This window comes from Pseudomonas palmensis, assembly GCF_049942755.1.
Classification (GTDB): domain Bacteria; phylum Pseudomonadota; class Gammaproteobacteria; order Pseudomonadales; family Pseudomonadaceae; genus Aquipseudomonas; species Aquipseudomonas palmensis.
Map to the genome: position 1 here is coordinate 2,215,951 of NZ_CP187958.1, position 21,907 is coordinate 2,237,857.

Consider the following 21,907-nt stretch of genomic DNA (forward strand, 5'->3'; position numbering starts at 1 on the left):
TCACTCCCGATGGTCGTGGGTCTGGGTGATACGGCCTTGTTCCACGTGGAACAAGGCAACTGGCGTATCCGTCTGCCAGCCTTCCCTCAATAATTCGTGGTCTACACAGGTGATAAACACCTGGCAGCGTAAGTCTTCCAGCAAGCGGCAAAGTGCACGACGGTGCTGCTCGTCCAATTCGGACGGCAGGTCATCCACCAGATAAATACATTGGCCGCGGCGTGCCTGGCTGACCAGATGCCCCTGGGCGATACGCAGTGCGCACACCACCAGTTTCTGCTGGCCGCGAGACAGGATATCGGCAGCGTTGTTGGCGCCTAACCTGAGCCGCAGATCCGCACGTTGCGGACCTGCCTGTGTGTGGCCCATCTGCTGATCCCGATGGAGCGAGCCAGCCAGGACCTCACTGAGGTCTCTGTCCTTGTCCCACCCTCGGTAGTAACTCAGGGTCAGCCCCTCGAGCTCCAGCAATTCGCTCAAGGTTTGTTCGAAGACGGGTTTCAGCGCTTTGATGTAATTACGGCGGTACTCGTCGATTTCCGCACTGGCCAGGCATAACTCCCGGTCCCAGGCTGCTTGCGAAACAGCGTCAAGTGTACCATGCCGCAACCATGAGTTCCGCTGCCGCAGGGCCTTCTGCAGGCGCTGCCAGGTGGACATGAAGCGAGGTTCCACGTGGAACACACCCCAATCCAGGAATTGCCGGCGAATCTTGGGCGCACCTTCGAGCAGGCGAAAACTGTCCGGGTTGATCAGTTGCAGCGGCAGTATCTCTGCCAGTTGGGCGGCACTGCGGGCGTTCTGCCCGTCGATGCGAATGGTGAAATCCCCTTGCCGTTCCCGCGATATGCCCAGGTTGCTGGAACCACCTTCATTCAGTTCGACCTGGCCGAATACCGTACACGCCAGTTCTTCATACTGGATGACCGGTGTAAGGCGAGTGCTGCGAAATGAACGGGCCAGGCCGAGCAAATGGATGGCTTCCAGCACGCTGGTTTTGCCGCTGCCGTTGGCGCCATACAGGATGTTGATGCGGGGGGAGGGGGAGAAGGTCACCGGGTGCAGGTTGCGCACCGCGGTGACTGAAACGCGACTGAGGGACATCTAGCGAGTGCTGGACAAATTACAGGCGCATCGGCATGACGACGTATGCAGAATCGTCATTGTCCGCCTCTTGCAGCAGGGCGCTGCTGTTGGAATCGGACAGGATCAGACGAACCTGTTCGGTGGTCATCACGCCCAGCACGTCGAGCAGGTAGCTCACGTTGAAACCGATTTCCAGCGAACCGCCGTTGTAGTCAACGCCGATCTCTTCTTCCGCTTCTTCCTGCTCAGGGTTGTTGGCCTGAATCTTCAGTTGGCCAGCCGCCAGTTGCAGACGAATGCCGCGGTACTTTTCGTTGGACAGAATCGCGGTACGGCTGAACGCTTCGCGAAGTGCCTGGCGATCACCCAGTACCAGTTTGTCGCCGCCCTTTGGCAATACGCGCTCGTAGTCCGGGAACTTGCCATCCACCAGCTTGGAGGTGAAGGTGAATTCGCCAGTAGTGGCGCGAATGTGTTGCTGACCCAGCACGATGGCAACGGTGCCTTCTGGATCAGTGAGCAGGCGCGCCAGCTCAAGGATACCCTTGCGAGGCACGATCACCTGGTGGCGATCAGCCTGACCGATATCGGCCTGCATCGAGCACATGGCCAGACGGTGACCATCGGTGGCGACCGCGCGCAGAGTGCCGGTGGAAACTTCCAGCAGCATGCCGTTCAGGTAGTAGCGCACGTCCTGCACGGCCATTGCGAAGCTGGTGCGCTCGATCAGGCGGCGCAGGCGGCTCTGCTCCAGGGTGCAGGTCAGCGAACCCGGGCCTTCCTCGACGGTGGGGAAATCGTTGGCTGGCAGGGTCGACAAGGTGAAACGGCTGCGGCCGGCCTTGATGATGACCTTCTGCTCGTCGACCTTGATGCTGATCTCCGCTTCGCTCGGCAGGCTCTTGCAGATATCCATCAGCTTGCGTGCAGGTACGGTGATCTCGCCAGGCTCGGCAGGGTGTTCCAGTTGCACACGGCCAACCAGTTCCACTTCCAGGTCAGTACCTGTAAGCGACAGTTGCTGGCCCTGGACCACCAGCAGCACGTTGGACAATACCGGCAAGGTCTGGCGGCGCTCGACGACGCCTGCGACCAGTTGCAGGGGTTTCAACAGGGCTTCGCGTTGAATGGTGAAATGCATGGTCTAGTCCCTTGCCTTAAAAAAAAGCCGCGCTGACGTTCATCACGTCGTCAGGGTCCGCAGCAGGTTCTTGTAGTCCTCGCGGATATCCGCGTCGGATTCCTTGAGTTCGTTGATCTTGCGGCACGCGTGCAACACCGTGGTGTGATCGCGGCCGCCGAAGACGTCGCCGATTTCCGGCAGGCTGTGGTTGGTCAGTTCCTTGGACAGGGCCATGGCCACCTGACGCGGCCTGGCCACCGAACGCGAACGCCGCTTGGACAGCAGATCGGAAATCTTGATCTTGTAGTACTCGGCCACTGTGCGCTGAATGTTATCCACACTCACCAGCTTGTCCTGCAGTGCCAGCAGATCCTTGAGCGACTCGCGAATCAACTCGATGGTGATATCGCGGCCCATGAAGTGCGAGTGGGCAATGACCCGCTTCAGCGCGCCTTCCAGTTCCCGCACGTTGGAGCGGATGCGCTGGGCAATGAAGAACGCAGCGTCATGTGGCAGGTCGACCTTGGCCTGGTCGGCCTTCTTCATCAGAATCGCAACGCGGGTCTCGAGCTCCGGCGGCTCTACGGCAACGGTCAGGCCCCAGCCAAAGCGGGACTTGAGGCGCTCCTCGAGGCCTTCGATTTCCTTGGGGTAGCGGTCGCTGGTGAGAATCACCTGCTGGCCACCTTCGAGCAGGGCGTTGAAGGTGTGGAAAAACTCCTCCTGCGAACGCTCCTTGCGTGCAAAGAATTGAATGTCGTCGATCAGAAGCGCATCGACCGAGCGGTAGAAGCGCTTGAACTCGTTGATGGCATTGAGCTGCAACGCCTTGACCATGTCGGCGACGAAGCGCTCCGAGTGCAGGTACACCACCTTGGCATTCGGATTCTTCTTGAGCAGGTGGTTACCCACAGCGTGCATCAAGTGCGTCTTACCCAGGCCCACCCCGCCATAGAGGAACAACGGGTTGTAGCCATGCTTGGGGTTGTCGGCGACCTGCCAGGCTGCCGCGCGGGCCAGCTGGTTGGACTTGCCCTCGACGAAATTCTCGAAGGTGAAGGTGCGGTTCAGGTAGCTGGTGTGTTTGAGCGCACCCTCTACCTGCACAGTACGTTGTTCGGTACGGCTGCTGGGTGGAGCCACCACGGCAGTGTTCTCGCCCATCGAGTCGAAGCTGTCGCGCGAAGGTGCATCTTCGACCTGTGGCGCTGCCGGCGCAGGTGCTGGCGCTGCCGGGGCTGCCACGGCAGCGACCTGGGCAGCCTGCTGGGCCTGGGAAGCGGCGACCGAGGCGGCGAGCGGTGCGTTGGGCGCAGCACGGGGTGCCGAACTGCGTCGGCTGCCTATTAATAAGGAAAGCGCAGGGGCGATGCCGTTGCCGTGTTCGCCCAGCAGTTCGAGCAAGCGACCCAGGTACTTTTCATTGACCCAATCGAGTACGAACCGGTTAGGCGCATAGACGCGCAACTCGTCGCCTTCGGCTTCGACCTGTAGCGGACGGATCCAGGTGTTGAATTGCTGGGCAGGCAGTTCGTCGCGCAGAAGGTCCACGCACTGCTGCCAAAGTTCCACTGACACGGATATCCCCTGAGTTGAACGCCGGTGAGGCAAAAACAAGCGGCCATTGTACCGACCACCAGCGCAGTTATCCACATGCAGGTGTGTCGAGGGTGGCGATAAATCAGCAGGTTAGTGGCAAAAACGTCACTTTACCGCTGTGAATAAGCCCTGTGGATAACCATGCCTGAGCACTTTGCACAAGTGGGGGTCGAAATCGGTGGATAACTGCGCTGTGGATAACAGACCTTTTAATCCACAGCTTTTGCGCCTGCACAGCACAGCCAGAGCACCGCTTCCCGACAGGGTTTCTTTTCTCTGTACAGTACGTAGAACAAGGCCTGTAGCGTTCTATCCACAGAAAACAGCTGCCTAAGTTCTATAAGATTTACAAAAAAGCTTTAAATACCTTCTCTTCTTTTTTCTATGTTTAAGCATCCGGCAAGGCTGTGTCCCTGTCATCCGAGGCACAGGCCTGTGGACGAGCATGCGAAGGCGCCCGGTTTTTTATCCATAAGGAAAAGCTGGTTGGAAATTGACCTATGGCGCTGCTTTCTCTAGAATCGCCGGTCTCTTAAAACGGGGGCCATTCCGGCCCGTTGTCGACGAACCAGGTAACACGCCATGAAACGTACTTTCCAACCAAGCACCATCAAGCGCGCCCGCACTCACGGTTTCCGTGCCCGTATGGCTACCAAGAACGGCCGTGCCGTACTGTCCCGCCGTCGTGCCAAAGGCCGTAAGCGTCTGGCAGTTTGATTTTTCGGCACAGGTGGTGAGTCAGGACTTCAGTCGGGAAAAGCGTCTTCTGACACCCCGACACTTCAAAGCGGTCTTTGACTCTCCATCCGGCAAGGTGCCAGGCAAGAGTCTCTTGCTCCTTGCCCGCGAGAACGGCCTGGATCATCCCCGCCTGGGGCTCGTGATCGGGAAAAAGAGCGTCAAGCTCTCCGTTCAACGCAACCGCTTGAAGCGTTTGATGCGCGATTCGTTTCGTCTCCACCAGCATTTGCTGGCCGGTTGGGACATCGTGATCGTCGCGCGCAAAGGCCTGGGCGACGTAGAAAACCCAGAATTGCACCAACATTTTGGCAAGCTCTGGAAGCGCCTTGCACGCAGTCGGCCCGCTCCAGTGGTTAACAGCGAATCTGCAGGGGTAGACCGTCCAGATGCGTAAACTGGTACTCGTTCCGATCCAGTTTTACCGTTACGCCATTAGCCCTCTGATGGCCAGCCACTGTCGTTTCTATCCGACCTGTTCCACCTATGCGATTGAAGCCATCGAAACACATGGCGCATTGCGCGGTGGATGGTTGACCGCTCGTCGTCTCGGGCGTTGTCATCCGTGGAATGCCGGCGGTTATGACCCGGTTCCGCCTGCTCCCACTTCCCGTACTTCTTCTTCGATAGCCGAGTAATCATGGATATTAAACGCACGATCCTGATCGCCGCCCTGGCAATCGTGTCCTATGTCATGGTCCTCAAGTGGAACCAGGACTACGGCCAGGCTGCCCTGCCGACTCAGAATACTGCTGCCAGCACCGTCGCGCCGGGCTTGCCCGATACCCCGACCGTTGGCACATCCGGCGCCAGCGCCGATGTTCCGAGCGCCACTGCTGAAACCACCCCTGCAGAAATTGCACCGGTTGCCGTCAGCACAGACCTGATTAGGGTCAAGACCGATGTCCTCGACCTGGCTATCAACCCCAACGGCGGTGATATCGCGCAGCTGACCCTGCCGAAATATCCACGTCGCCAGGACCATCCGGAAATTCCGTTCCAGCTGTTCGATAACGGCGGCGAGCGCGTTTACCTGGCTCAGAGCGGCCTGACCGGTGCCAACGGCCCCGATGCACGTGCCGCTGGTCGCCCGCTGTATTCCGCCGAGCAGAAAAGTTATCAACTGGCCGATGGCCAGAACCAACTGGTCGTCGACCTCAAGTTCAGCGACGCGGGTGTGAACTACATCAAGCGTTTCACCCTGAACCGTGGTGAATATGACCTGAAAGTCACTCACCTGATCGACAACCAGAGCGGCAAGCCGTGGACAGGCAACCTGTTTGCACAGCTCAAGCGCGATGCCAGCTCCGATCCGTCGTCGAGCACCGCCACCGGTACCGCCACCTATCTGGGCGCCGCCCTGTGGACAAGTGCCGAGCCGTACAAGAAAGTGTCGATGAAGGACATCGACAAAGGTAGTTTGAAAGAAAATGTTACCGGCGGCTGGGTTGCCTGGTTGCAGCACTACTTCGTGACCGCCTGGATTCCCAACAAGTCGGACAACAACGTTGTTCAGACACGCAAGGACAGCCAGGGCAACTACATCATCGGGTTCACCGGTCCGGAGCTGAACGTGGCTGCCGGCGCCCAGGGCGAAACCAGCACGCTGCTGTACGCCGGTCCCAAGAGCCAGGAAAAACTCAAGGCGCTGTCCCCGGGCCTGGAGCTGACCGTCGACTACGGCATCCTGTGGTTCATTGCCCAGCCGATCTTCTGGCTGCTGCAACATATCCATGAGCTGCTCGGCAACTGGGGCTGGTCGATCATCGTCCTGACCATGCTGATCAAGCTGCTGTTCTTCCCGCTGTCCGCTGCCAGCTACAAGTCGATGGCGCGCATGCGTGCCGTGGCACCTAAACTGGCCGCGCTGAAAGAGCAACATGGCGATGACCGGCAGAAGATGTCGCAGGCCATGATGGAGCTGTACAAGAAAGAGAAGATCAACCCGCTGGGCGGCTGCCTGCCGATCCTGGTGCAGATGCCAGTCTTCCTTTCGCTCTACTGGGTATTGCTGGAAAGCGTTGAAATGCGCCAGGCCCCGTGGATGTTCTGGATTACCGACCTGTCGATCAAGGATCCGTTCTTCATCCTGCCGATCATCATGGGCGCGACCATGTTCATCCAGCAGCGCCTGAACCCGACGCCGCCGGATCCGATGCAGGCCAGGGTTATGAAGCTGATGCCGATGATCTTCACCTTCTTCTTCCTGTGGTTCCCGGCAGGTCTGGTGCTGTACTGGGTTGTGAACAACTGCCTGTCGATCGCACAGCAGTGGTACATCACCCGCAAGATCGAAGCGGCGAGCAACAAAGCCACCGCTTGACGGGTTAGCCAGCTAACCTGTGGATAAAACGCCCCCTCGTGGGGCGTTTTGCTATCTGTCGTTTTTGTCTGAGGCCTTCGCTGATGAATGCTCGTCGTGAAACCATCACTGCAATTGCCACTGCCCAGGGTCGTGGCGGTGTAGGAATCGTGCGTATTTCCGGACCGCTGGCCAGCAAGGCCGGGTTGGCCATCACCGGCCGTGAGCTCACCCCGCGGTATGCCCATTACGGTCCGTTCAAGGGCGACGATGGCCTGGTGCTGGATGAAGGCATTGCCCTGTATTTTCCCGGGCCCAACTCCTTTACCGGTGAAGATGTGCTGGAACTGCAGGGCCACGGCGGCCCGGTTGTGCTCGACATGCTGCTGCAGCGCTGCGTGGAACTGGGTTGCCGCCTGGCGCGTCCGGGCGAATTCAGCGAGCGCGCCTTTCTCAACGACAAGCTCGACCTGGCCCAGGCCGAAGCCATCGCCGACCTGATCGAGGCCAGTTCTGCACAGGCGGCGCGTAATGCGCTGCGCTCGTTGCAGGGCGAATTCTCCCGCCGTGTGGATAACCTCACCGAAAAACTGATCAGCCTGCGTATCTACGTCGAGGCGGCAATCGACTTTCCCGAAGAGGAAATCGATTTTCTTGCCGATGGCCACGTCCTGCGCATGCTCGAGGAGGTGCGCGAAAGTTTATCCACAGTGCAGCGCGAGGCGGGGCAGGGTGCGCTGTTGCGCGATGGCATGACGGTGGTGATCGCCGGGCGGCCGAATGCCGGCAAGTCCAGCCTGCTCAACGCACTGGCCGGGCGCGAGGCGGCCATCGTGACGGACATCGCCGGTACTACCCGGGATGTGCTGCGCGAACATATCCACATCGACGGCATGCCGTTGCACGTGGTGGACACCGCCGGCCTGCGCGATACCGAAGACCATGTGGAAAAGATTGGGGTGGAACGTGCCCTCAAGGCCATTGGCGAGGCCGATCGGGTACTATTGGTGGTGGATGCCACGGCACCTGAAGCCGATGATCCGTTCGCATTGTGGCCTGAATTCCTTGAACAGCGCCCCGACCCGGCCAAGGTCACGCTGATTCGCAACAAGGCCGACCTCAGTGGCGACCCCGTGGGCCTGCAGTTGTCCGAGGATGGCCACGTCACCATCACCCTCAGTGCCAAGGGCGCCGACCAGGGCCTGGAACTGCTGCGCGATCACCTCAAGGCCTGCATGGGCTACGAACAGACCGCCGAAAGCGGCTTCAGTGCCCGCCGTCGCCACCTGGACGCCTTGCGCCAGGCCAGTTCGCACCTGGACCACGGTCATGCGCAATTGACCCTGGCGGGCGCTGGAGAGCTGCTGGCCGAAGACCTGCGCCAGGCCCAGCAGTCCCTGGGCGAAATTACCGGCGCCTTCAGCTCCGATGACCTGCTGGGGCGCATCTTCTCCAGCTTCTGCATCGGCAAGTAGTCCGTTTATCCACAACGGGGCCGATCCAGGGCCTCGTTGTCGGCTGTCATCTCCTCGGTTTTTTATCCCCTGTCGAGAATTCCGGAACGCTCCGGGGCTTTCGCGTGCCTGTCTTACTCACAAACCGCAGAATAAGCCCTGTGGAAAACCCCGCCTCAGCTCAGTTGATAACCCGGCCTCAAGGCTGGAGATAACTCCCCCTGTTGATAAGTGGGTGTTTCATCCACAGGCTTAAGGCGCTTATCCAGACCCCTCATGGCCACTAGACCACAGCCTTTTGAACCTCTGTACATAAGGTGGAATAAGGGCTGTAGAGGTTTATCCACAGAAAGGTGCCTCACTAAGAATAAACATAAAAACAAAGCTTTAATAAATTTCTCTCTCTTTATTTCTATTGTCAGCCACTCATCCACAGGCTGGTTAAATTTTGTTCAAGCGGTTCCTAGAAGGGGGGTAAGTCCCTATACTTGTGCGTTATTCCTATCTATTCCCGAAACAGGCACGAGGTGCGTGGTGGATTTCCCTTCCCGTTTTGAAGTGATCGTCATCGGCGGCGGCCATGCCGGAACCGAGGCTGCGCTTGCGTCTGCACGCATGGGTGTGAAAACCCTGCTGCTGACCCACAACGTGGAAACCCTCGGGCACATGAGCTGCAACCCGGCCATTGGCGGTATTGGCAAGAGCCATCTGGTCAAGGAGATCGATGCGCTGGGCGGTGTCATGGCCCTGGCTACCGACAAGAGCGGTATCCAATTCCGCGTTTTGAACAACCGCAAAGGCCCGGCGGTGCGTGCAACCCGCGCCCAGGCCGACCGCGCCATCTACAAGGCCGTGGTACGCGAGATTCTCGAAAACCAGCCCAACCTGTGGATATTCCAGCAGGCCTGTGACGACCTGATCGTCGAGCAGGACCAGGTACGCGGCGTCGTCACGCAGATGGGTCTGCGTTTCCATGCCGATTCTGTGGTGCTGACCACGGGTACCTTCCTCAGCGGACTTATCCACATAGGTCTGCAGAATTATTCCGGTGGGCGTGCCGGCGATCCGCCGGCCATCGCTCTGGCGCACCGCATGCGTGAGCTGTCGCTGCGCATGGGTCGCCTGAAAACCGGCACGCCGCCGCGTATCGACGGGCGTTCGGTGGATTTCTCGGTGATGACCGAACAGGCCGGTGACACCCCGATACCGGTGATGTCGTTCATGGGCGACAAGGCCATGCACCCGCGTCAGGTCAGTTGCTGGATTACCCACACCAACGAACGCACTCACGAGATCATTGCTTCCAACCTCGATCGTTCGCCGATGTACTCCGGCGTGATCGAGGGCATCGGCCCGCGTTACTGCCCGTCGATCGAAGACAAGATCCACCGGTTTGCCGACAAGCAGAGCCACCAGGTATTCATCGAGCCAGAAGGGCTCAATACCCACGAGCTTTACCCGAACGGGATATCCACATCCCTGCCGTTCGACGTGCAGCTGCAGTTGGTGCGTTCGATCCGCGGCATGGAAAACGCGCACATCGTGCGCCCGGGCTATGCCATCGAATACGACTACTTCGACCCGCGTGATCTGAAGTACAGCCTGGAAACCAAGGCCATCGGCGGGTTGTTCTTTGCCGGCCAGATCAACGGCACCACCGGTTACGAAGAGGCCGGCGCGCAGGGGCTGCTGGCTGGTGCCAACGCCGCGCTGCGTGCACAGGGCCGCGAAAGCTGGTGCCCGCGCCGCGACGAGGCGTACATCGGGGTGCTGGTCGACGACCTGATCACCCTGGGTACCCAGGAGCCGTACCGCATGTTCACCTCGCGGGCCGAGTACCGCCTGATTCTGCGTGAAGACAACGCCGACCTGCGTCTGACCGAAAAAGGCCGTGAACTGGGCCTGGTCGACGATGCACGCTGGGCCGCGTTCAGCGCCAAGCGCGAAAGCATCGAGCGCGAGGAGCAACGCCTGAAGTCCACCTGGGTTCAGCCCAATACCGCGATGGGCCAGGCGATTGTGGATAAGTTCGGCACGCCGCTCAGCCATGAATACAACCTGCTCAACCTGCTGACCCGCCCGGAAATCGACTATGCCGGGTTGGTGGAAGTGACCGGCGGTGGAGAAATCGATCCTCAGGTGGCCGAGCAGGTCGAGATCAAGACCAAATACGCTGGTTACATCGACCGGCAACAGGAAGAAATCGCTCGCCTGCGGGCAAGCGAAGACACCCGCCTGCCCGAGGATATCGACTACGCTGGTATTTCCGGGTTGTCCAAGGAGATTCAGGGTAAGCTCAGCCAGGCCCGCCCAGAGACACTCGGCCAGGCCTCGCGCGTTCCCGGCGTGACCCCGGCGGCTATTTCCCTGTTGCTGATTCACCTGAAAAAACGCGGCGCAGGCCGCGAGTTGGAGCAAAGCGCTTGAGTTCTATGGTCACCCCTCAACACGCCCAGGAGTTGTCCACAGGTGCCCGCCAGCTTGGTGTCGAGCTGAGCGAGGCCCAGCACGCGCAACTGCTGGCTTATCTGGCGCTGCTGATCAAGTGGAACAAGGCTTACAACCTGACTGCAGTGCGCAATCCCGACGAAATGGTGTCCCGCCACCTGCTGGACAGCCTGAGCGTCATGCCGTTTATCCACAGCGACACCGAGCGCTGGCTCGACGTCGGTAGCGGCGGCGGCATGCCGGGCATTCCCCTGGCTATCCTGCATCCGCACAAGCAGGTCACGGTGCTGGACAGCAACGGCAAGAAAACCCGCTTCCTCACCCAGGTGAAACTGGAGCTGAAGCTGGATAACCTGCAAGTTATCCACAGCCGGGTCGAGGCGTTCCAGCCGGAACAGCCTTTCTCCGGAATTGTTTCTCGTGCTTTCAGCAGCATGGAGAACTTCACCAATTGGACGCGCCACCTTGGCGACGCCCAGACGCAGTGGCTGGCAATGAAAGGGCTGCATCCGGCTGATGAGCTGGTAGCATTGCCGGCAGATTTCAAAGTGGATAGCGAGCAGGCCTTGACCGTTCCGGGTTGCCAAGGCCAGCGCCATCTGCTGATACTGCGCCGCACGGCATGACTGGGAACACAAGCAAGAATGGCTAAGGTATTCGCGATCGCGAACCAGAAAGGTGGTGTGGGCAAGACCACCACCTGCATCAATCTCGCTGCATCGCTGGTGGCTACCAAGCGCCGCGTGCTGCTGATTGACCTCGATCCACAGGGCAACGCCACCATGGGTAGCGGTGTGGATAAACACGTCCTTGAACATTCGGTCTATGACCTGCTGATCGGCGAGTGCGACCTGGCTCAGGCCATGCACGTGTCGGAACACGGCGGTTATCAACTGCTGCCGGCCAACCGCGACCTCACTGCGGCCGAAGTGGTTCTGCTCGAAATGCAGATGAAGGAGAGCCGGCTGCGCACAGCGCTGGCGCCGATCCGCGAGAGTTACGACTACATCCTGATCGACTGCCCGCCGTCGCTGTCGATGCTGACGCTCAATGCCCTGGTGGCCGCCGATGGCGTGATCATTCCGATGCAATGTGAATACTTTGCCCTGGAAGGCTTGAGCGACCTTGTGGATAACATCAAGCGCATCGCTGCCAAGCTCAATCCGCAGCTCAAGATCGAAGGCCTGTTGCGCACCATGTACGACCCGCGCCTGAGCCTGATCAACGACGTGTCCGCGCAGCTCAAGGAACACTTCGGCGAGCAGCTCTACGATACGGTGATCCCGCGCAACATCCGCCTGGCCGAGGCCCCGAGCTTCGGCATGCCGGCCCTGGCCTACGACAAGCAGTCCCGTGGCGCCCTGGCCTATCTGGCCCTGGCCGGTGAACTGGTACGCCGTCAACGCCGTCAAACCCGCACTGCCGCACAGGCAACTTAAGGAATCCGCATGGCCGTTAAGAAACGAGGTCTCGGACGTGGGTTGGATGCACTGCTCAGTGGTCCTACCGTCAGCGCGCTCGAAGAGCAGGCTGTCAAGGTCGACCAGAAAGAACTGCAACACCTGCCGCTGGACCTGATCCAGCGCGGCAAATACCAGCCCCGTCGGGACATGGACCCGCAGGCCCTTGAAGAACTGGCGCATTCGATCAAGAGCCAGGGCGTGATGCAGCCGATCGTGGTCCGCCCGATCGGTGACGACCGCTTCGAGATCATCGCCGGCGAACGCCGCTGGCGCGCCAGCCAGCAGGCCGGCATGGAGACCATCCCGGCGATGGTGCGCGATGTGCCGGATGAAACCGCCATCGCCATGGCGCTGATCGAGAACATCCAGCGCGAAGACCTCAACCCGGTGGAAGAGGCCATCGCACTGCAGCGCCTGCAGCAGGAATTCCAGCTGACCCAGCAACAGGTCGCGGATGCTGTGGGCAAGTCGCGGGTGACCGTGGCCAACCTGCTGCGCCTGATCTCGCTGCCGGAAGTCATCAAGACCATGCTGTCCCACGGCGACCTGGAGATGGGGCATGCCCGTGCGCTGCTCGGTTTGCCTGAAGAACAGCAGGTCGACGGGGCGCGACACGTTGTCGCACGAGGCCTGACCGTACGCCAGACCGAAGCCCTGGTTCGCCAGTGGCTCAGCGGCAAGCCCGAGCCGGTGGAACCGGCCAAGCCCGATCCGGACATCACCCGCCTTGAACAGCGTCTGGCAGAGCGGCTGGGCTCGGCGGTACAGATCCGTCACGGCAACAAGGGCAAAGGCCAGTTGGTGATCCGTTACAACTCCCTGGACGAGTTGCAGGGCGTGCTTGCTCACATCCGCTGAAACAATTCGCTTTGTAGCGCGCAGTCGGAAATCACTACCCAGCAGTTGAATAGGGGTCCAAGCGCCCCTATACTCTGCGCGCATTTTGTCGGCACAAATTATGCCAAGTCATTACTGACTGGTTGGTCGACTTTCGAGGAGCAGTTGTGATGGAGACCCGCACGCCAAACCGCTTGCCTTTCCATCGCTGGGCGGTTTTTCCGGTACTGTTCGCTCAATTTGTCGTGTTGCTGCTGGCATCGTTGGGGGTGTGGCAGTGGCATGGGGTGGTCAGCGGCTATTCGGCACTCTGCGGAGGACTGATCGCCTGGCTGCCGAATCTGTACTTTGCCTACAAGGCGTTCCGTTACACCGGCGCCAGGGCAGCGCAGGCCATCGTCAAGTCGTTCTACGCTGGCGAGGCAGGCAAATTGATTTTGACGGCAGTGCTGTTCGCATTGACGTTCGCAGGAGTGAAGCCATTGGCGCCATTAGCAGTATTCGGCGTCTTCTTGCTGACCCAGTTGGTCAGCTGGTTCGCGCCCCTGCTGATAAAAACGAGACTTTCGAGACCTTAGGGCGTTTGAGGCAAACATGGCAGCAGAAACCGCTTCGGGCTATATCCAGCACCACTTGCAGAACTTGACCTTCGGGCAATTACCAGACGGCGGTTGGGGCTTTGCCCATTCCGCAGCAGAAGCCAAGGCAATGGGCTTCTGGGCGTTCCACGTGGACACCCTGGGTTGGTCCGTTGCGCTGGGTCTGATCTTCATCCTCCTGTTCCGCATGGCGGCGAAAAAAGCGACTTCCGGTCAACCCGGCGGCCTGCAGAACTTCGTCGAGGTGATGGTCGAATTCGTCAACGGCAGCGTCAAGGACTCGTTCCACGGCCGCAGCCCGGTCATCGCACCGCTGGCCCTGACCATCTTCGTGTGGGTGTTCCTGATGAACGCCGTCGACCTGATCCCGGTCGACTGGATCCCGCAACTGGCGATGCTGATCTCCGGTGATCCGCACATCCCGTTCCGTGCCGTATCCACCACCGACCCGAACGCCACCATCGCGATGGCCTTCTGCGTGTTCGCCCTGATCATCTTCTACAGCATCAAGGTCAAGGGCATCGGCGGCTTCATCGGCGAGCTGACCCTGCACCCGTTCGGCAGCAAGAACATCTTCGTCCAGATCCTGCTGATCCCGGTCAACTTCCTGCTGGAATTCGTGACCCTGATCGCCAAGCCGATCTCGCTGGCCCTGCGTCTGTTCGGCAACATGTATGCCGGCGAGCTGGTGTTCATCCTGATCGCCGTGATGTTCGGTGCCGGTCTGCTGTGGCTGAGCGGCCTGGGCGTGGTGCTGCAATGGGCGTGGGCTGTGTTCCACATTCTGATCATCACCCTGCAAGCGTTCATCTTCATGATGCTTACCATCGTCTACCTGTCGATGGCTCACGAAGATAACCATTAAGACCGCCTGGCGTGTCTGAGGCCTCTCCGCCGGGGTGGGGGGAGGCCGAAAAAGTCCGCAAGGGCAGCTGTACCAAACGATTTTGTTTTACCGCTTCAAACTAAAAAACCTAACCAATACGACGTAAAAGTCGGGAGGAAAGATGGAAACTGTAGTTGGTCTTACCGCTATCGCTGTTGCTCTGCTGATCGGCCTGGGTGCCCTGGGTACCGCCATTGGTTTCGGCCTGCTGGGCGGCAAGTTCCTGGAAGGCGCTGCTCGCCAGCCAGAAATGGTTCCGATGCTGCAAGTCAAAATGTTCATCGTCGCCGGTCTGCTCGACGCCGTGACCATGATCGGTGTTGGTATCGCTCTGTTCTTCACCTTCGCTAATCCCTTCGTTGGTCAAATCGCTGGCTAATCACTCGAATTTTCGAGTGGATTGGTGTGATGGACTTAGAACGAGCGAGGTGTTGGCGTGAACATTAATGCAACCCTGATTGGCCAGTCCGTTGCGTTCTTCATTTTTGTACTGTTTTGCATGAAGTTCGTGTGGCCTCCGGTCATCGCGGCTTTGCAAGAACGTCAGAAGAAGATCGCGGAAGGACTGGACGCTGCCAACCGAGCAGCTCGCGACCTGGAGCTGGCCCAAGATAAAGCGGGTCAGCAACTGCGCGAAGCTAAAGCTCAGGCAGCCGAAATCATTGAGCAAGCCAAGAAACGCGGTAACCAGATCGTCGAGGAAGCCCGTGACCAGGCTCGCGTCGAAGCTGACCGTGTGAAGGCCCAGGCTCAAGCCGAGATCGAACAGGAACTGAACGGTGTCAAAGACGCGCTGCGCGCCCAAGTGGGTAGCCTGGCCGTCAACGGTGCTGAAAAGATCCTTGGCGCCACAATCGATCAAAACGCGCATGCGGAGCTGGTTAATAAACTGGCCGCTGAAATTTAAGCGAGGGCGATCATGGCAGAACTGACCACGTTGGCCCGACCTTACGCTAAGGCGGCCTTTGAGCACGCCCAGGCCCATCAGCAACTGGCCAATTGGTCAGCCATGCTCGGCCTGGCTGCTGCAGTGTCTCAAGACGACACAATGCAGCGCCTGCTCAAGGCCCCGCGACTGACGAGCGCAGAAAAGGCCGCCGCGTTTATTGACGTGTGCGGTGACAAGTTCGATGCACAGGCACAGAATTTCATTCATGTTGCCGCGGAAAACGAACGTCTCCTGCTGTTGCCGGAGATTTCGGCTCTGTTCGATCTGTACAAGGCCGAACAAGAGAAATCCGTGGACGTGGAAGTCACCAGTGCTTTTGCGTTGAACCAAGAACAGCAAGACAAACTCGCCAAGGTTCTCAGTGCACGACTCAGCCGGGAAGTGCGCCTGCACGCGACGGAGGATGCCAGCCTGATCGGTGGTGTCGTAATCCGCGCCGGCGACCTGGTTATCGATGGTTCAGTACGCGGCAAAATCGCGAAACTGGCCGAAGCATTGAAATCTTGAGTTTGAAGGGGCAGCAGAGCAATGCAGCAACTCAATCCTTCCGAAATTAGTGAAATCATCAAGGGCCGCATCGAGAAACTCGATGTAGCCTCCCAAGCCCGCAACGAAGGTACTGTCGTCAGCGTTTCTGACGGTATCGTGCGGATTCACGGTCTGGCCGACGCTATGTACGGCGAAATGATCGAGTTTCCGGGCGGCGTGTTCGGTATGGCCCTCAACCTGGAGCAAGACTCCGTTGGTGCGGTAGTACTGGGCGCGTACGACACCCTCGCTGAAGGCATGAGCGCCAAGTGCACCGGCCGCATCCTCGAAGTTCCGGTTGGTAAGGAACTGCTGGGTCGCGTCGTCGACGCACTGGGTAACCCAATCGATGGCAAAGGTCCGCTGAACAACACCGAGACCGACGCTGTTGAAAAGGTTGCACCGGGCGTTATCTGGCGTAAATCGGTAGACCAGCCTGTACAGACTGGCTACAAATCGGTTGACGCCATGATCCCTGTCGGCCGTGGCCAGCGTGAGCTGATCATCGGTGACCGTCAGATCGGCAAGACCGCCATGGCCATCGACGCCATCATCAACCAGAAAGACTCCGGTATTTTCTGTGTGTATGTTGCTGTCGGCCAGAAGCGTTCGACCGTTGCCAACATCGTTCGCAAGCTGGAAGAAAACGGCGCCCTGGCCAACACCATCGTGGTGGTTGCCAGTGCTTCGGAATCCGCCGCACTGCAATTCCTGGCGCCATACGCCGGTTGCACCATGGGCGAGTTCTTCCGTGACCGCGGCGAAGACGCACTGATCGTCTACGATGACCTGTCCAAGCAGGCTGTTGCCTACCGTCAGATCTCCCTGCTGCTGCGCCGTCCACCAGGACGCGAAGCATACCCAGGTGACGTGTTCTATCTCCACTCCCGCCTCCTGGAGCGTGCATCGCGCGTTTCCGAAGAGTACGTAGAGAAGTTCACCAACGGTGCCGTAACTGGCAAGACCGGCTCGCTGACCGCACTGCCGATCATCGAAACCCAGGCTGGCGACGTTTCCGCGTTCGTTCCGACCAACGTGATCTCGATCACCGACGGTCAGATCTTCCTGGAATCGGCCATGTTCAACTCGGGCATCCGCCCTGCAGTGAACGCCGGTGTTTCGGTATCCCGTGTAGGTGGTGCCGCTCAGACCAAGATCATCAAGAAGCTCTCCGGTGGTATCCGTACCGCTCTGGCTCAGTACCGTGAACTGGCGGCATTCGCCCAGTTCGCTTCTGACCTGGACGAAGCCACCCGCAAGCAACTCGAGCACGGTCAACGTGTTACCGAGCTGATGAAGCAGAAGCAATACGCTCCAATGTCCATCGCGGACATGGCGCTGTCGCTGTATGCCGCTGAGCGTGGGTTCCTGACCGACGTCGAAATCACCAAGATCGGCAGCTTCGAACAAGCGCTGATCGCTTTCTTCAACCGTGATCACGTCGAACTGATGGCGAAGATCAACGTGAAGGGTGACTTCAACGACGAAATCGACGCTGGCATCAAAGCCGGTATCGAGAAGTTCAAGGCCACCCAAACCTGGTAAGCCGCAGCGGGGGCTTTGCAGCCCCCGCTTGCTAACCTGATAGGTGTTACATGGCAGGCGCAAAAGAGATTCGCAGTAAGATTGCGAGCATCAAAAGCACGCAAAAAATTACCAGCGCCATGGAAAAAGTGGCGGTCAGCAAGATGCGCAAGGCTCAAATGCGCATGGCTGCTAGCCGTCCCTATGCGGAGCGTATCCGCCAGGTGATTGGTCATCTGGCCAACGCCAACCCGGAATACCGCCACCCCTTCATGATCGAACGCCCTGTCAAGCGCGCCGGTTATGTGGTTGTGAGCAGTGACCGTGGTCTGTGCGGTGGCTTGAACACCAACCTGTTCAAGGCCCTGGTCAAGGACATGGCAGCCAACCGCGAGCAAGGGGTCGAAATCGACCTGTGCGTGGTGGGCAGCAAAGGTGCGGCGTTTTTCCGCAGCTACGGCGGTAACGTCGTTGCAGCGATCAGCCACCTGGGCGAAGAGCCGTCGATCAATGATCTGATCGGCAGCGTCAAGGTCATGCTGGACGCTTACCTGGATGGTCGTATCGATCGTCTGTCCGTGGTATCGAACAAGTTCATCAATACCATGACGCAAGCCCCAACGGTCGAGCAGTTGATTCCGTTGGTTGCAACCCCGGATCAAGAACTCAAGCACCACTGGGACTACCTCTACGAACCTGACGCCAAGGAGCTGCTGGACGGCCTGATGGTGCGTTACGTGGAGTCGCAGGTCTACCAGGCGGTGGTCGAGAACAACGCGGCCGAACAAGCTGCGCGGATGATCGCAATGAAGAACGCCACCGACAACGCCGGCGACCTGATCAGCGAATTGCAGCTGATCTACAACAAGGCGCGTCAGGCTGCGATCACCCAAGAGATCTCGGAAATCGTCGGCGGCGCTGCCGCGGTTTAACGGTTCAAATATTCAGAGGATCCAGCTATGAGTAGCGGACGTATCGTTCAAATCATCGGCGCCGTCATCGACGTGGAATTCCCACGTGACAGCGTGCCGAGCGTGTACAACGCACTGAAAGTACAAGGCGCGGAAACCACCCTGGAAGTTCAGCAGCAGCTGGGCGACGGCGTGGTCCGTACCATTGCGATGGGCTCGACCGAAGGCTTGAAGCGCGGTCTGGACGTCGTCGACAGCGGCGCAGCCATCTCCGTACCGGTCGGTAAAGCGACCCTGGGCCGGATCATGGACGTGCTGGGCAACCCGATCGACGAAGCTGGTCCGATCGGTGAAGAAGAGCGCTGGGGCATTCACCGCGAAGCGCCTTCGTTCGCTGACCAGGCAGGCGGCAACGACCTGCTGGAAACCGGCATCAAGGTTATCGACCTGGTCTGCCCGTTTGCCAAAGGCGGTAAAGTTGGTCTGTTCGGTGGTGCCGGTGTAGGCAAGACCGTAAACATGATGGAACTGATCCGTAACATCGCCATCGAGCACAGCGGTTATTCCGTGTTCGCCGGTGTGGGTGAGCGTACTCGTGAGGGTAACGACTTCTACCACGAGATGAAGGACTCCAACGTTCTCGACAAGGTAGCGCTGGTCTACGGTCAGATGAACGAGCCACCAGGAAACCGTCTGCGCGTAGCGCTGACCGGCCTGACCATGGCCGAGAAGTTCCGTGACGAAGGTAACGACGTTCTGCTGTTCGTCGACAACATCTATCGTTACACCCTGGCCGGTACCGAAGTATCCGCACTGCTGGGCCGTATGCCTTCGGCGGTAGGTTACCAGCCGACCCTGGCTGAAGAGATGGGCGTTCTGCAAGAACGTATCACTTCGACCAAGGAAGGTTCGATCACCTCGATCCAGGCCGTATACGTACCTGCGGACGACCTGACCGACCCGTCGCCAGCCACCACCTTCGCCCACTTGGACGCCACCGTCGTACTGTCCCGTGACATCGCCTCCCTGGGTATCTACCCAGCGGTCGATCCACTGGACTCGACTTCGCGCCAGCTGGACCCGAACGTGATCGGCAACGAGCACTACGAAACCGCTCGCGGCGTTCAGTACGTGCTGCAGCGCTACAAAGAGCTGAAGGACATCATTGCGATCCTGGGCATGGACGAACTGTCCGAGACCGACAAGCAACTGGTTTCCCGTGCTCGTAAGATCCAGCGCTTCCTGTCCCAGCCGTTCTTCGTGGCTGAAGTCTTCACCGGTTCTCCAGGCAAATACGTTTCCCTGAAAGACACCATTGCTGGCTTCAAAGGCATCCTCAACGGTGACTACGACCACCTGCCAGAACAAGCGTTCTACATGGTCGGCGGCATCGAAGAAGCAGTCGAGAAAGCCAAGAAACTGTAATCCCGGCGCCCCGCGAGGGGCGCTAATCAGGTTGAGGCAAGCAGATGGCTATGACAGTCCATTGCGATATCGTCAGCGCGGAAGGAGAGATCTTCTCCGGCCTGGTCGAGATGGTGATTGCGCACGGCAACCTGGGTGATCTTGGTATCGCTCCAGGCCACGCCCCGCTGATCACTAATCTGAAGCCTGGTCCGATCACGCTGACCAAGCAGGGTGGCGCCCAAGAGGTGTTCTACATCTCTGGTGGTTTCCTCGAGGTCCAGCCGAACATGGTCAAGGTGCTTGCCGATACCGTGCAACGTGCTGCCGACCTGGACGAAGCTCAGGCCCAGGAAGCCCTCAAGGCTGCCGAGAACGCCCTGAACGCCAAAGGCGCGGAGTTCGACTACGGCGCCGCTGCCGCACGTCTGGCCGAAGCCGCAGCTCAGCTGCGCACCGTCCAGCAGTTGCGCAAGGGAAGGTAATTCGGCCTACAGGCTGATTGCTTTCGCCGCGATTGAGTTAAAGGGTAGCCTCGGCTACCCTTTTTCTTTTTCTGCATATCTCATTTCGGTCATTCATCGACCTCTCCCCGGATTTGGTAGCCAGTCAATGTCTCTCGATATCGTTATTCTCGCGGCAGGCCAGGGCACACGCATGCGCTCGGCCGTGCCCAAGGTACTGCACCCGGTCGCCGGCAACTCGATGCTTGGCCGTGTTATCCACAGCGCCCGCCAGCTCGAGCCCCAGGGTATTCACGTGGTGATCGGACATGGTGCCGAGCTGGTTCGCGAGCGACTGGCTGCCGATGACCTGAATTTCGTGTTGCAGGACAAACAGCTGGGCACAGGCCACGCCGTGGCCCAGGCCTTGCCGGCGCTCAGTGCCGACACCGTGCTGATCCTCTACGGCGATGTACCGCTGATCGAGGTGGACACCCTGCAGCGTTTGCTGGCCAGGGTAAACCCGCAGCAACTGGGCCTGCTCACTGTGACCCTGGCCGACACGACCGGCTACGGCCGTATCGTGCGCGACGACCAGGGCCAGGTGGCTGCCATTGTCGAGCACAAGGATGCCAGCGACGCACAGAAGGCGATCAATGAAGGCAACACCGGCATCCTTGCCGTACCGGGGGCTCGGTTGGCCGAGTGGCTTGGCCGCCTGTCGAACCACAACGCACAGGGTGAGTACTACCTGACCGACGTGATCGCCATGGCAGTGGCCGACGGCCTGGTGGTGGCCACCGAGCAGCCGCTGGACCCGATGGAAGTGCAGGGCGCCAACGACCGTCGTCAGTTGGCCGAACTGGAGCGTCATTATCAATTGCGCGAAGGTCGTCGCCTGATGGCCCAGGGCGTGACCCTGCGTGACCCGGCGCGTTTCGACGTACGCGGCGAAGTCATCGTGGGGCGTGACGTGCTCATCGACGTCAACGTTATCCTCGAAGGCCGCGTGGTGATCGAGGATGACGTGGTCATCGGCCCGAACTGCGTGATCAAGAACAGCACCCTGCGCAAGGGTGCGGTGGTCAAGGCCAACAGCCACCTCGAAGGTGCCGTGCTGGGCGAGGGCAGCGATGCCGGTCCGTTCGCGCGGCTGCGCCCGGGCAGCGTGCTGGATGCCCGAGCGCATGTGGGTAACTTTGTCGAACTGAAGAATGCCCACCTGGGTGAAGGTGCCAAAGCAGGCCACCTGACCTACCTGGGTGATGCCGAGGTGGGGGCGCGCACCAATATCGGCGCCGGCACCATCACCTGCAACTACGACGGGGCCAACAAATTCCGTACCGTACTGGGCGATGATGTCTTTATCGGTTCCAACAACTCGCTGGTGGCGCCTGTGGATATCCTCGATGGGGCCACCACCGCTGCGGGGTCCACCATCACCCAGACGGTCGAGGCTGGCCAGTTGGGCGTGGCCCGCGGTCGTCAGCGCAACATCGATGGCTGGAAACGGCCAGAGAAGATCGAGAAGAGCTGAGTTGTCCACAGCTCTGAAAAAGCCGACCGCATTGTGCATAAGTCGGCTTTTTTTTTGCCTGGCGCTCAGGTGTGGA

Annotated in this window: 22 protein-coding genes; 19 read left to right on the top strand and 3 right to left on the bottom strand. The window is 59.4% G+C overall.

The genetic code is table 11. From position 1 onward, the window contains the following. The 3 genes from recF to dnaA are packed head-to-tail and all read right to left on the bottom strand — an operon-like array spanning position 1 to position 3,787. Positions 1 to 1,104, bottom strand: coding sequence for a DNA replication/repair protein RecF (gene recF / locus ACPRTJ_RS10120; RefSeq protein WP_043860678.1), 1,104 nt, complete (start codon positions 1,102 to 1,104; stop codon positions 1 to 3). 19 nt (positions 1,105 to 1,123) lie between these two features. Beyond that, a complete protein-coding gene (dnaN, locus tag ACPRTJ_RS10125) occupies positions 1,124 to 2,227 on the bottom strand; it encodes a DNA polymerase III subunit beta (RefSeq protein ID WP_043860677.1) in 1,104 nt (367 codons plus the stop codon). 42 nt (positions 2,228 to 2,269) lie between these two features. Further along, positions 2,270 to 3,787 carry a chromosomal replication initiator protein DnaA gene (gene dnaA / locus ACPRTJ_RS10130; protein ID WP_123753552.1) on the bottom strand — a complete coding sequence of 506 codons (1,518 nt, stop codon included), beginning with the start codon at positions 3,785 to 3,787 and terminating at the stop codon, positions 2,270 to 2,272. 603 nt (positions 3,788 to 4,390) lie between these two features. Between dnaA and rpmH the strand changes: the two genes are divergently transcribed. From rpmH to glmU, 19 genes are all read left to right on the top strand, one after another. Continuing rightward, the gene (gene rpmH / locus ACPRTJ_RS10135; RefSeq protein ID WP_002551315.1) at positions 4,391 to 4,525 is read left to right on the top strand and encodes a 50S ribosomal protein L34; all 135 of its coding nucleotides are present in this window, start codon (positions 4,391 to 4,393) and stop codon (positions 4,523 to 4,525) included. A 13-nt stretch (positions 4,526 to 4,538) separates the two neighbouring features. Further along, the gene (gene rnpA, locus ACPRTJ_RS10140) at positions 4,539 to 4,943 is read left to right on the top strand and encodes a ribonuclease P protein component (RefSeq protein ID WP_196933215.1); all 405 of its coding nucleotides are present in this window, start codon (positions 4,539 to 4,541) and stop codon (positions 4,941 to 4,943) included. Beyond that, positions 4,936 to 5,184, top strand: a complete 249-nt coding sequence (yidD, locus tag ACPRTJ_RS10145; RefSeq protein WP_078481305.1) for a membrane protein insertion efficiency factor YidD — start codon at positions 4,936 to 4,938, stop codon at positions 5,182 to 5,184. The genes rnpA and yidD overlap by 8 nt, the downstream gene beginning before the upstream one ends. A gap of 2 nt (positions 5,185 to 5,186) precedes the next feature. Beyond that, entirely contained in the window at positions 5,187 to 6,869 is a 1,683-nt protein-coding gene (yidC, locus tag ACPRTJ_RS10150) for a membrane protein insertase YidC (RefSeq protein ID WP_426428757.1), read from the top strand. A gap of 83 nt (positions 6,870 to 6,952) precedes the next feature. Next, entirely contained in the window at positions 6,953 to 8,323 is a 1,371-nt protein-coding gene (gene mnmE, locus ACPRTJ_RS10155; protein WP_327781548.1) for a tRNA uridine-5-carboxymethylaminomethyl(34) synthesis GTPase MnmE, read from the top strand. Positions 8,324 to 8,836: 513 nt separating this feature from the next. Next, complete coding sequence (gene mnmG, locus ACPRTJ_RS10160; protein WP_054916064.1) at positions 8,837 to 10,729, top strand: tRNA uridine-5-carboxymethylaminomethyl(34) synthesis enzyme MnmG; 1,893 nt, start codon at positions 8,837 to 8,839, stop codon at positions 10,727 to 10,729. Continuing rightward, positions 10,726 to 11,376, top strand: coding sequence for a 16S rRNA (guanine(527)-N(7))-methyltransferase RsmG (rsmG, locus tag ACPRTJ_RS10165; protein ID WP_058541972.1), 651 nt, complete (start codon positions 10,726 to 10,728; stop codon positions 11,374 to 11,376). The genes mnmG and rsmG overlap by 4 nt, the downstream gene beginning before the upstream one ends. Before the next feature lie 18 nt (positions 11,377 to 11,394). Continuing rightward, complete coding sequence (locus ACPRTJ_RS10170; RefSeq protein WP_043860671.1) at positions 11,395 to 12,189, top strand: ParA family protein; 795 nt, start codon at positions 11,395 to 11,397, stop codon at positions 12,187 to 12,189. Positions 12,190 to 12,198: 9 nt separating this feature from the next. After that, entirely contained in the window at positions 12,199 to 13,071 is an 873-nt protein-coding gene (locus ACPRTJ_RS10175; RefSeq protein WP_043860670.1) for a ParB/RepB/Spo0J family partition protein, read from the top strand. Positions 13,072 to 13,220: 149 nt separating this feature from the next. Continuing rightward, on the top strand, positions 13,221 to 13,628 hold the full coding sequence (locus tag ACPRTJ_RS10180; protein WP_043860669.1) for a F0F1 ATP synthase subunit I: 408 nt from the start codon (positions 13,221 to 13,223) through the stop codon (positions 13,626 to 13,628). A 16-nt stretch (positions 13,629 to 13,644) separates the two neighbouring features. After that, positions 13,645 to 14,514: a F0F1 ATP synthase subunit A gene (gene atpB, locus ACPRTJ_RS10185; RefSeq protein ID WP_043860668.1), complete on the top strand. Its 870-nt coding sequence runs from the start codon at positions 13,645 to 13,647 to the stop codon at positions 14,512 to 14,514. 142 nt (positions 14,515 to 14,656) lie between these two features. After that, on the top strand, positions 14,657 to 14,914 hold the full coding sequence (gene atpE / locus ACPRTJ_RS10190; protein WP_003097235.1) for a F0F1 ATP synthase subunit C: 258 nt from the start codon (positions 14,657 to 14,659) through the stop codon (positions 14,912 to 14,914). 57 nt (positions 14,915 to 14,971) lie between these two features. Further along, positions 14,972 to 15,442 carry a F0F1 ATP synthase subunit B gene (locus tag ACPRTJ_RS10195; protein WP_043860667.1) on the top strand — a complete coding sequence of 157 codons (471 nt, stop codon included), beginning with the start codon at positions 14,972 to 14,974 and terminating at the stop codon, positions 15,440 to 15,442. A gap of 12 nt (positions 15,443 to 15,454) precedes the next feature. Then, positions 15,455 to 15,991 carry a F0F1 ATP synthase subunit delta gene (locus ACPRTJ_RS10200; RefSeq protein WP_043860666.1) on the top strand — a complete coding sequence of 179 codons (537 nt, stop codon included), beginning with the start codon at positions 15,455 to 15,457 and terminating at the stop codon, positions 15,989 to 15,991. A gap of 21 nt (positions 15,992 to 16,012) precedes the next feature. Next, positions 16,013 to 17,557 (top strand): F0F1 ATP synthase subunit alpha, encoded by a 1,545-nt coding sequence (gene atpA / locus ACPRTJ_RS10205; protein ID WP_426428763.1) that lies wholly within the window; start codon positions 16,013 to 16,015, stop codon positions 17,555 to 17,557. A 50-nt stretch (positions 17,558 to 17,607) separates the two neighbouring features. Then, on the top strand, positions 17,608 to 18,468 hold the full coding sequence (atpG, locus tag ACPRTJ_RS10210) for a F0F1 ATP synthase subunit gamma (protein ID WP_054916061.1): 861 nt from the start codon (positions 17,608 to 17,610) through the stop codon (positions 18,466 to 18,468). A gap of 27 nt (positions 18,469 to 18,495) precedes the next feature. Continuing rightward, positions 18,496 to 19,872: a F0F1 ATP synthase subunit beta gene (gene atpD / locus ACPRTJ_RS10215; RefSeq protein WP_043860663.1), complete on the top strand. Its 1,377-nt coding sequence runs from the start codon at positions 18,496 to 18,498 to the stop codon at positions 19,870 to 19,872. 44 nt (positions 19,873 to 19,916) lie between these two features. Next, complete coding sequence (locus tag ACPRTJ_RS10220; protein ID WP_043860662.1) at positions 19,917 to 20,336, top strand: F0F1 ATP synthase subunit epsilon; 420 nt, start codon at positions 19,917 to 19,919, stop codon at positions 20,334 to 20,336. A gap of 127 nt (positions 20,337 to 20,463) precedes the next feature. After that, complete coding sequence (glmU, locus tag ACPRTJ_RS10225) at positions 20,464 to 21,831, top strand: bifunctional UDP-N-acetylglucosamine diphosphorylase/glucosamine-1-phosphate N-acetyltransferase GlmU (protein WP_426428766.1); 1,368 nt, start codon at positions 20,464 to 20,466, stop codon at positions 21,829 to 21,831. The last annotated feature ends 76 nt before the right edge of the window (positions 21,832 to 21,907 follow it).

What these genes read in the sequence shown, in the direction of transcription:
- rpmH (WP_002551315.1), top strand. Translation starts at nt 4,391, where the DNA reads ATGAAACGTACTTTCCAACCAAGCACCATCAAGCGCGCCCGCACTCAC.
- yidC (WP_426428757.1), top strand. Translation starts at nt 5,187, where the DNA reads ATGGATATTAAACGCACGATCCTGATCGCCGCCCTGGCAATCGTGTCC.
- ACPRTJ_RS10220 (WP_043860662.1), top strand. Translation starts at nt 19,917, where the DNA reads ATGGCTATGACAGTCCATTGCGATATCGTCAGCGCGGAAGGAGAGATC.
- dnaN (WP_043860677.1), bottom strand. Translation starts at nt 2,227, where the DNA reads ATGCATTTCACCATTCAACGCGAAGCCCTGTTGAAACCCCTGCAACTG.
- atpB (WP_043860668.1), top strand. Translation starts at nt 13,645, where the DNA reads ATGGCAGCAGAAACCGCTTCGGGCTATATCCAGCACCACTTGCAGAAC.
- mnmE (WP_327781548.1), top strand. Translation starts at nt 6,953, where the DNA reads ATGAATGCTCGTCGTGAAACCATCACTGCAATTGCCACTGCCCAGGGT.
- ACPRTJ_RS10200 (WP_043860666.1), top strand. Translation starts at nt 15,455, where the DNA reads ATGGCAGAACTGACCACGTTGGCCCGACCTTACGCTAAGGCGGCCTTT.
- ACPRTJ_RS10170 (WP_043860671.1), top strand. Translation starts at nt 11,395, where the DNA reads ATGGCTAAGGTATTCGCGATCGCGAACCAGAAAGGTGGTGTGGGCAAG.
- atpD (WP_043860663.1), top strand. Translation starts at nt 18,496, where the DNA reads ATGAGTAGCGGACGTATCGTTCAAATCATCGGCGCCGTCATCGACGTG.
- ACPRTJ_RS10175 (WP_043860670.1), top strand. Translation starts at nt 12,199, where the DNA reads ATGGCCGTTAAGAAACGAGGTCTCGGACGTGGGTTGGATGCACTGCTC.
- recF (WP_043860678.1), bottom strand. Translation starts at nt 1,104, where the DNA reads ATGTCCCTCAGTCGCGTTTCAGTCACCGCGGTGCGCAACCTGCACCCG.
- yidD (WP_078481305.1), top strand. Translation starts at nt 4,936, where the DNA reads ATGCGTAAACTGGTACTCGTTCCGATCCAGTTTTACCGTTACGCCATT.
- atpG (WP_054916061.1), top strand. Translation starts at nt 17,608, where the DNA reads ATGGCAGGCGCAAAAGAGATTCGCAGTAAGATTGCGAGCATCAAAAGC.
- ACPRTJ_RS10180 (WP_043860669.1), top strand. Translation starts at nt 13,221, where the DNA reads ATGGAGACCCGCACGCCAAACCGCTTGCCTTTCCATCGCTGGGCGGTT.
- glmU (WP_426428766.1), top strand. Translation starts at nt 20,464, where the DNA reads ATGTCTCTCGATATCGTTATTCTCGCGGCAGGCCAGGGCACACGCATG.
- atpA (WP_426428763.1), top strand. Translation starts at nt 16,013, where the DNA reads ATGCAGCAACTCAATCCTTCCGAAATTAGTGAAATCATCAAGGGCCGC.
- atpE (WP_003097235.1), top strand. Translation starts at nt 14,657, where the DNA reads ATGGAAACTGTAGTTGGTCTTACCGCTATCGCTGTTGCTCTGCTGATC.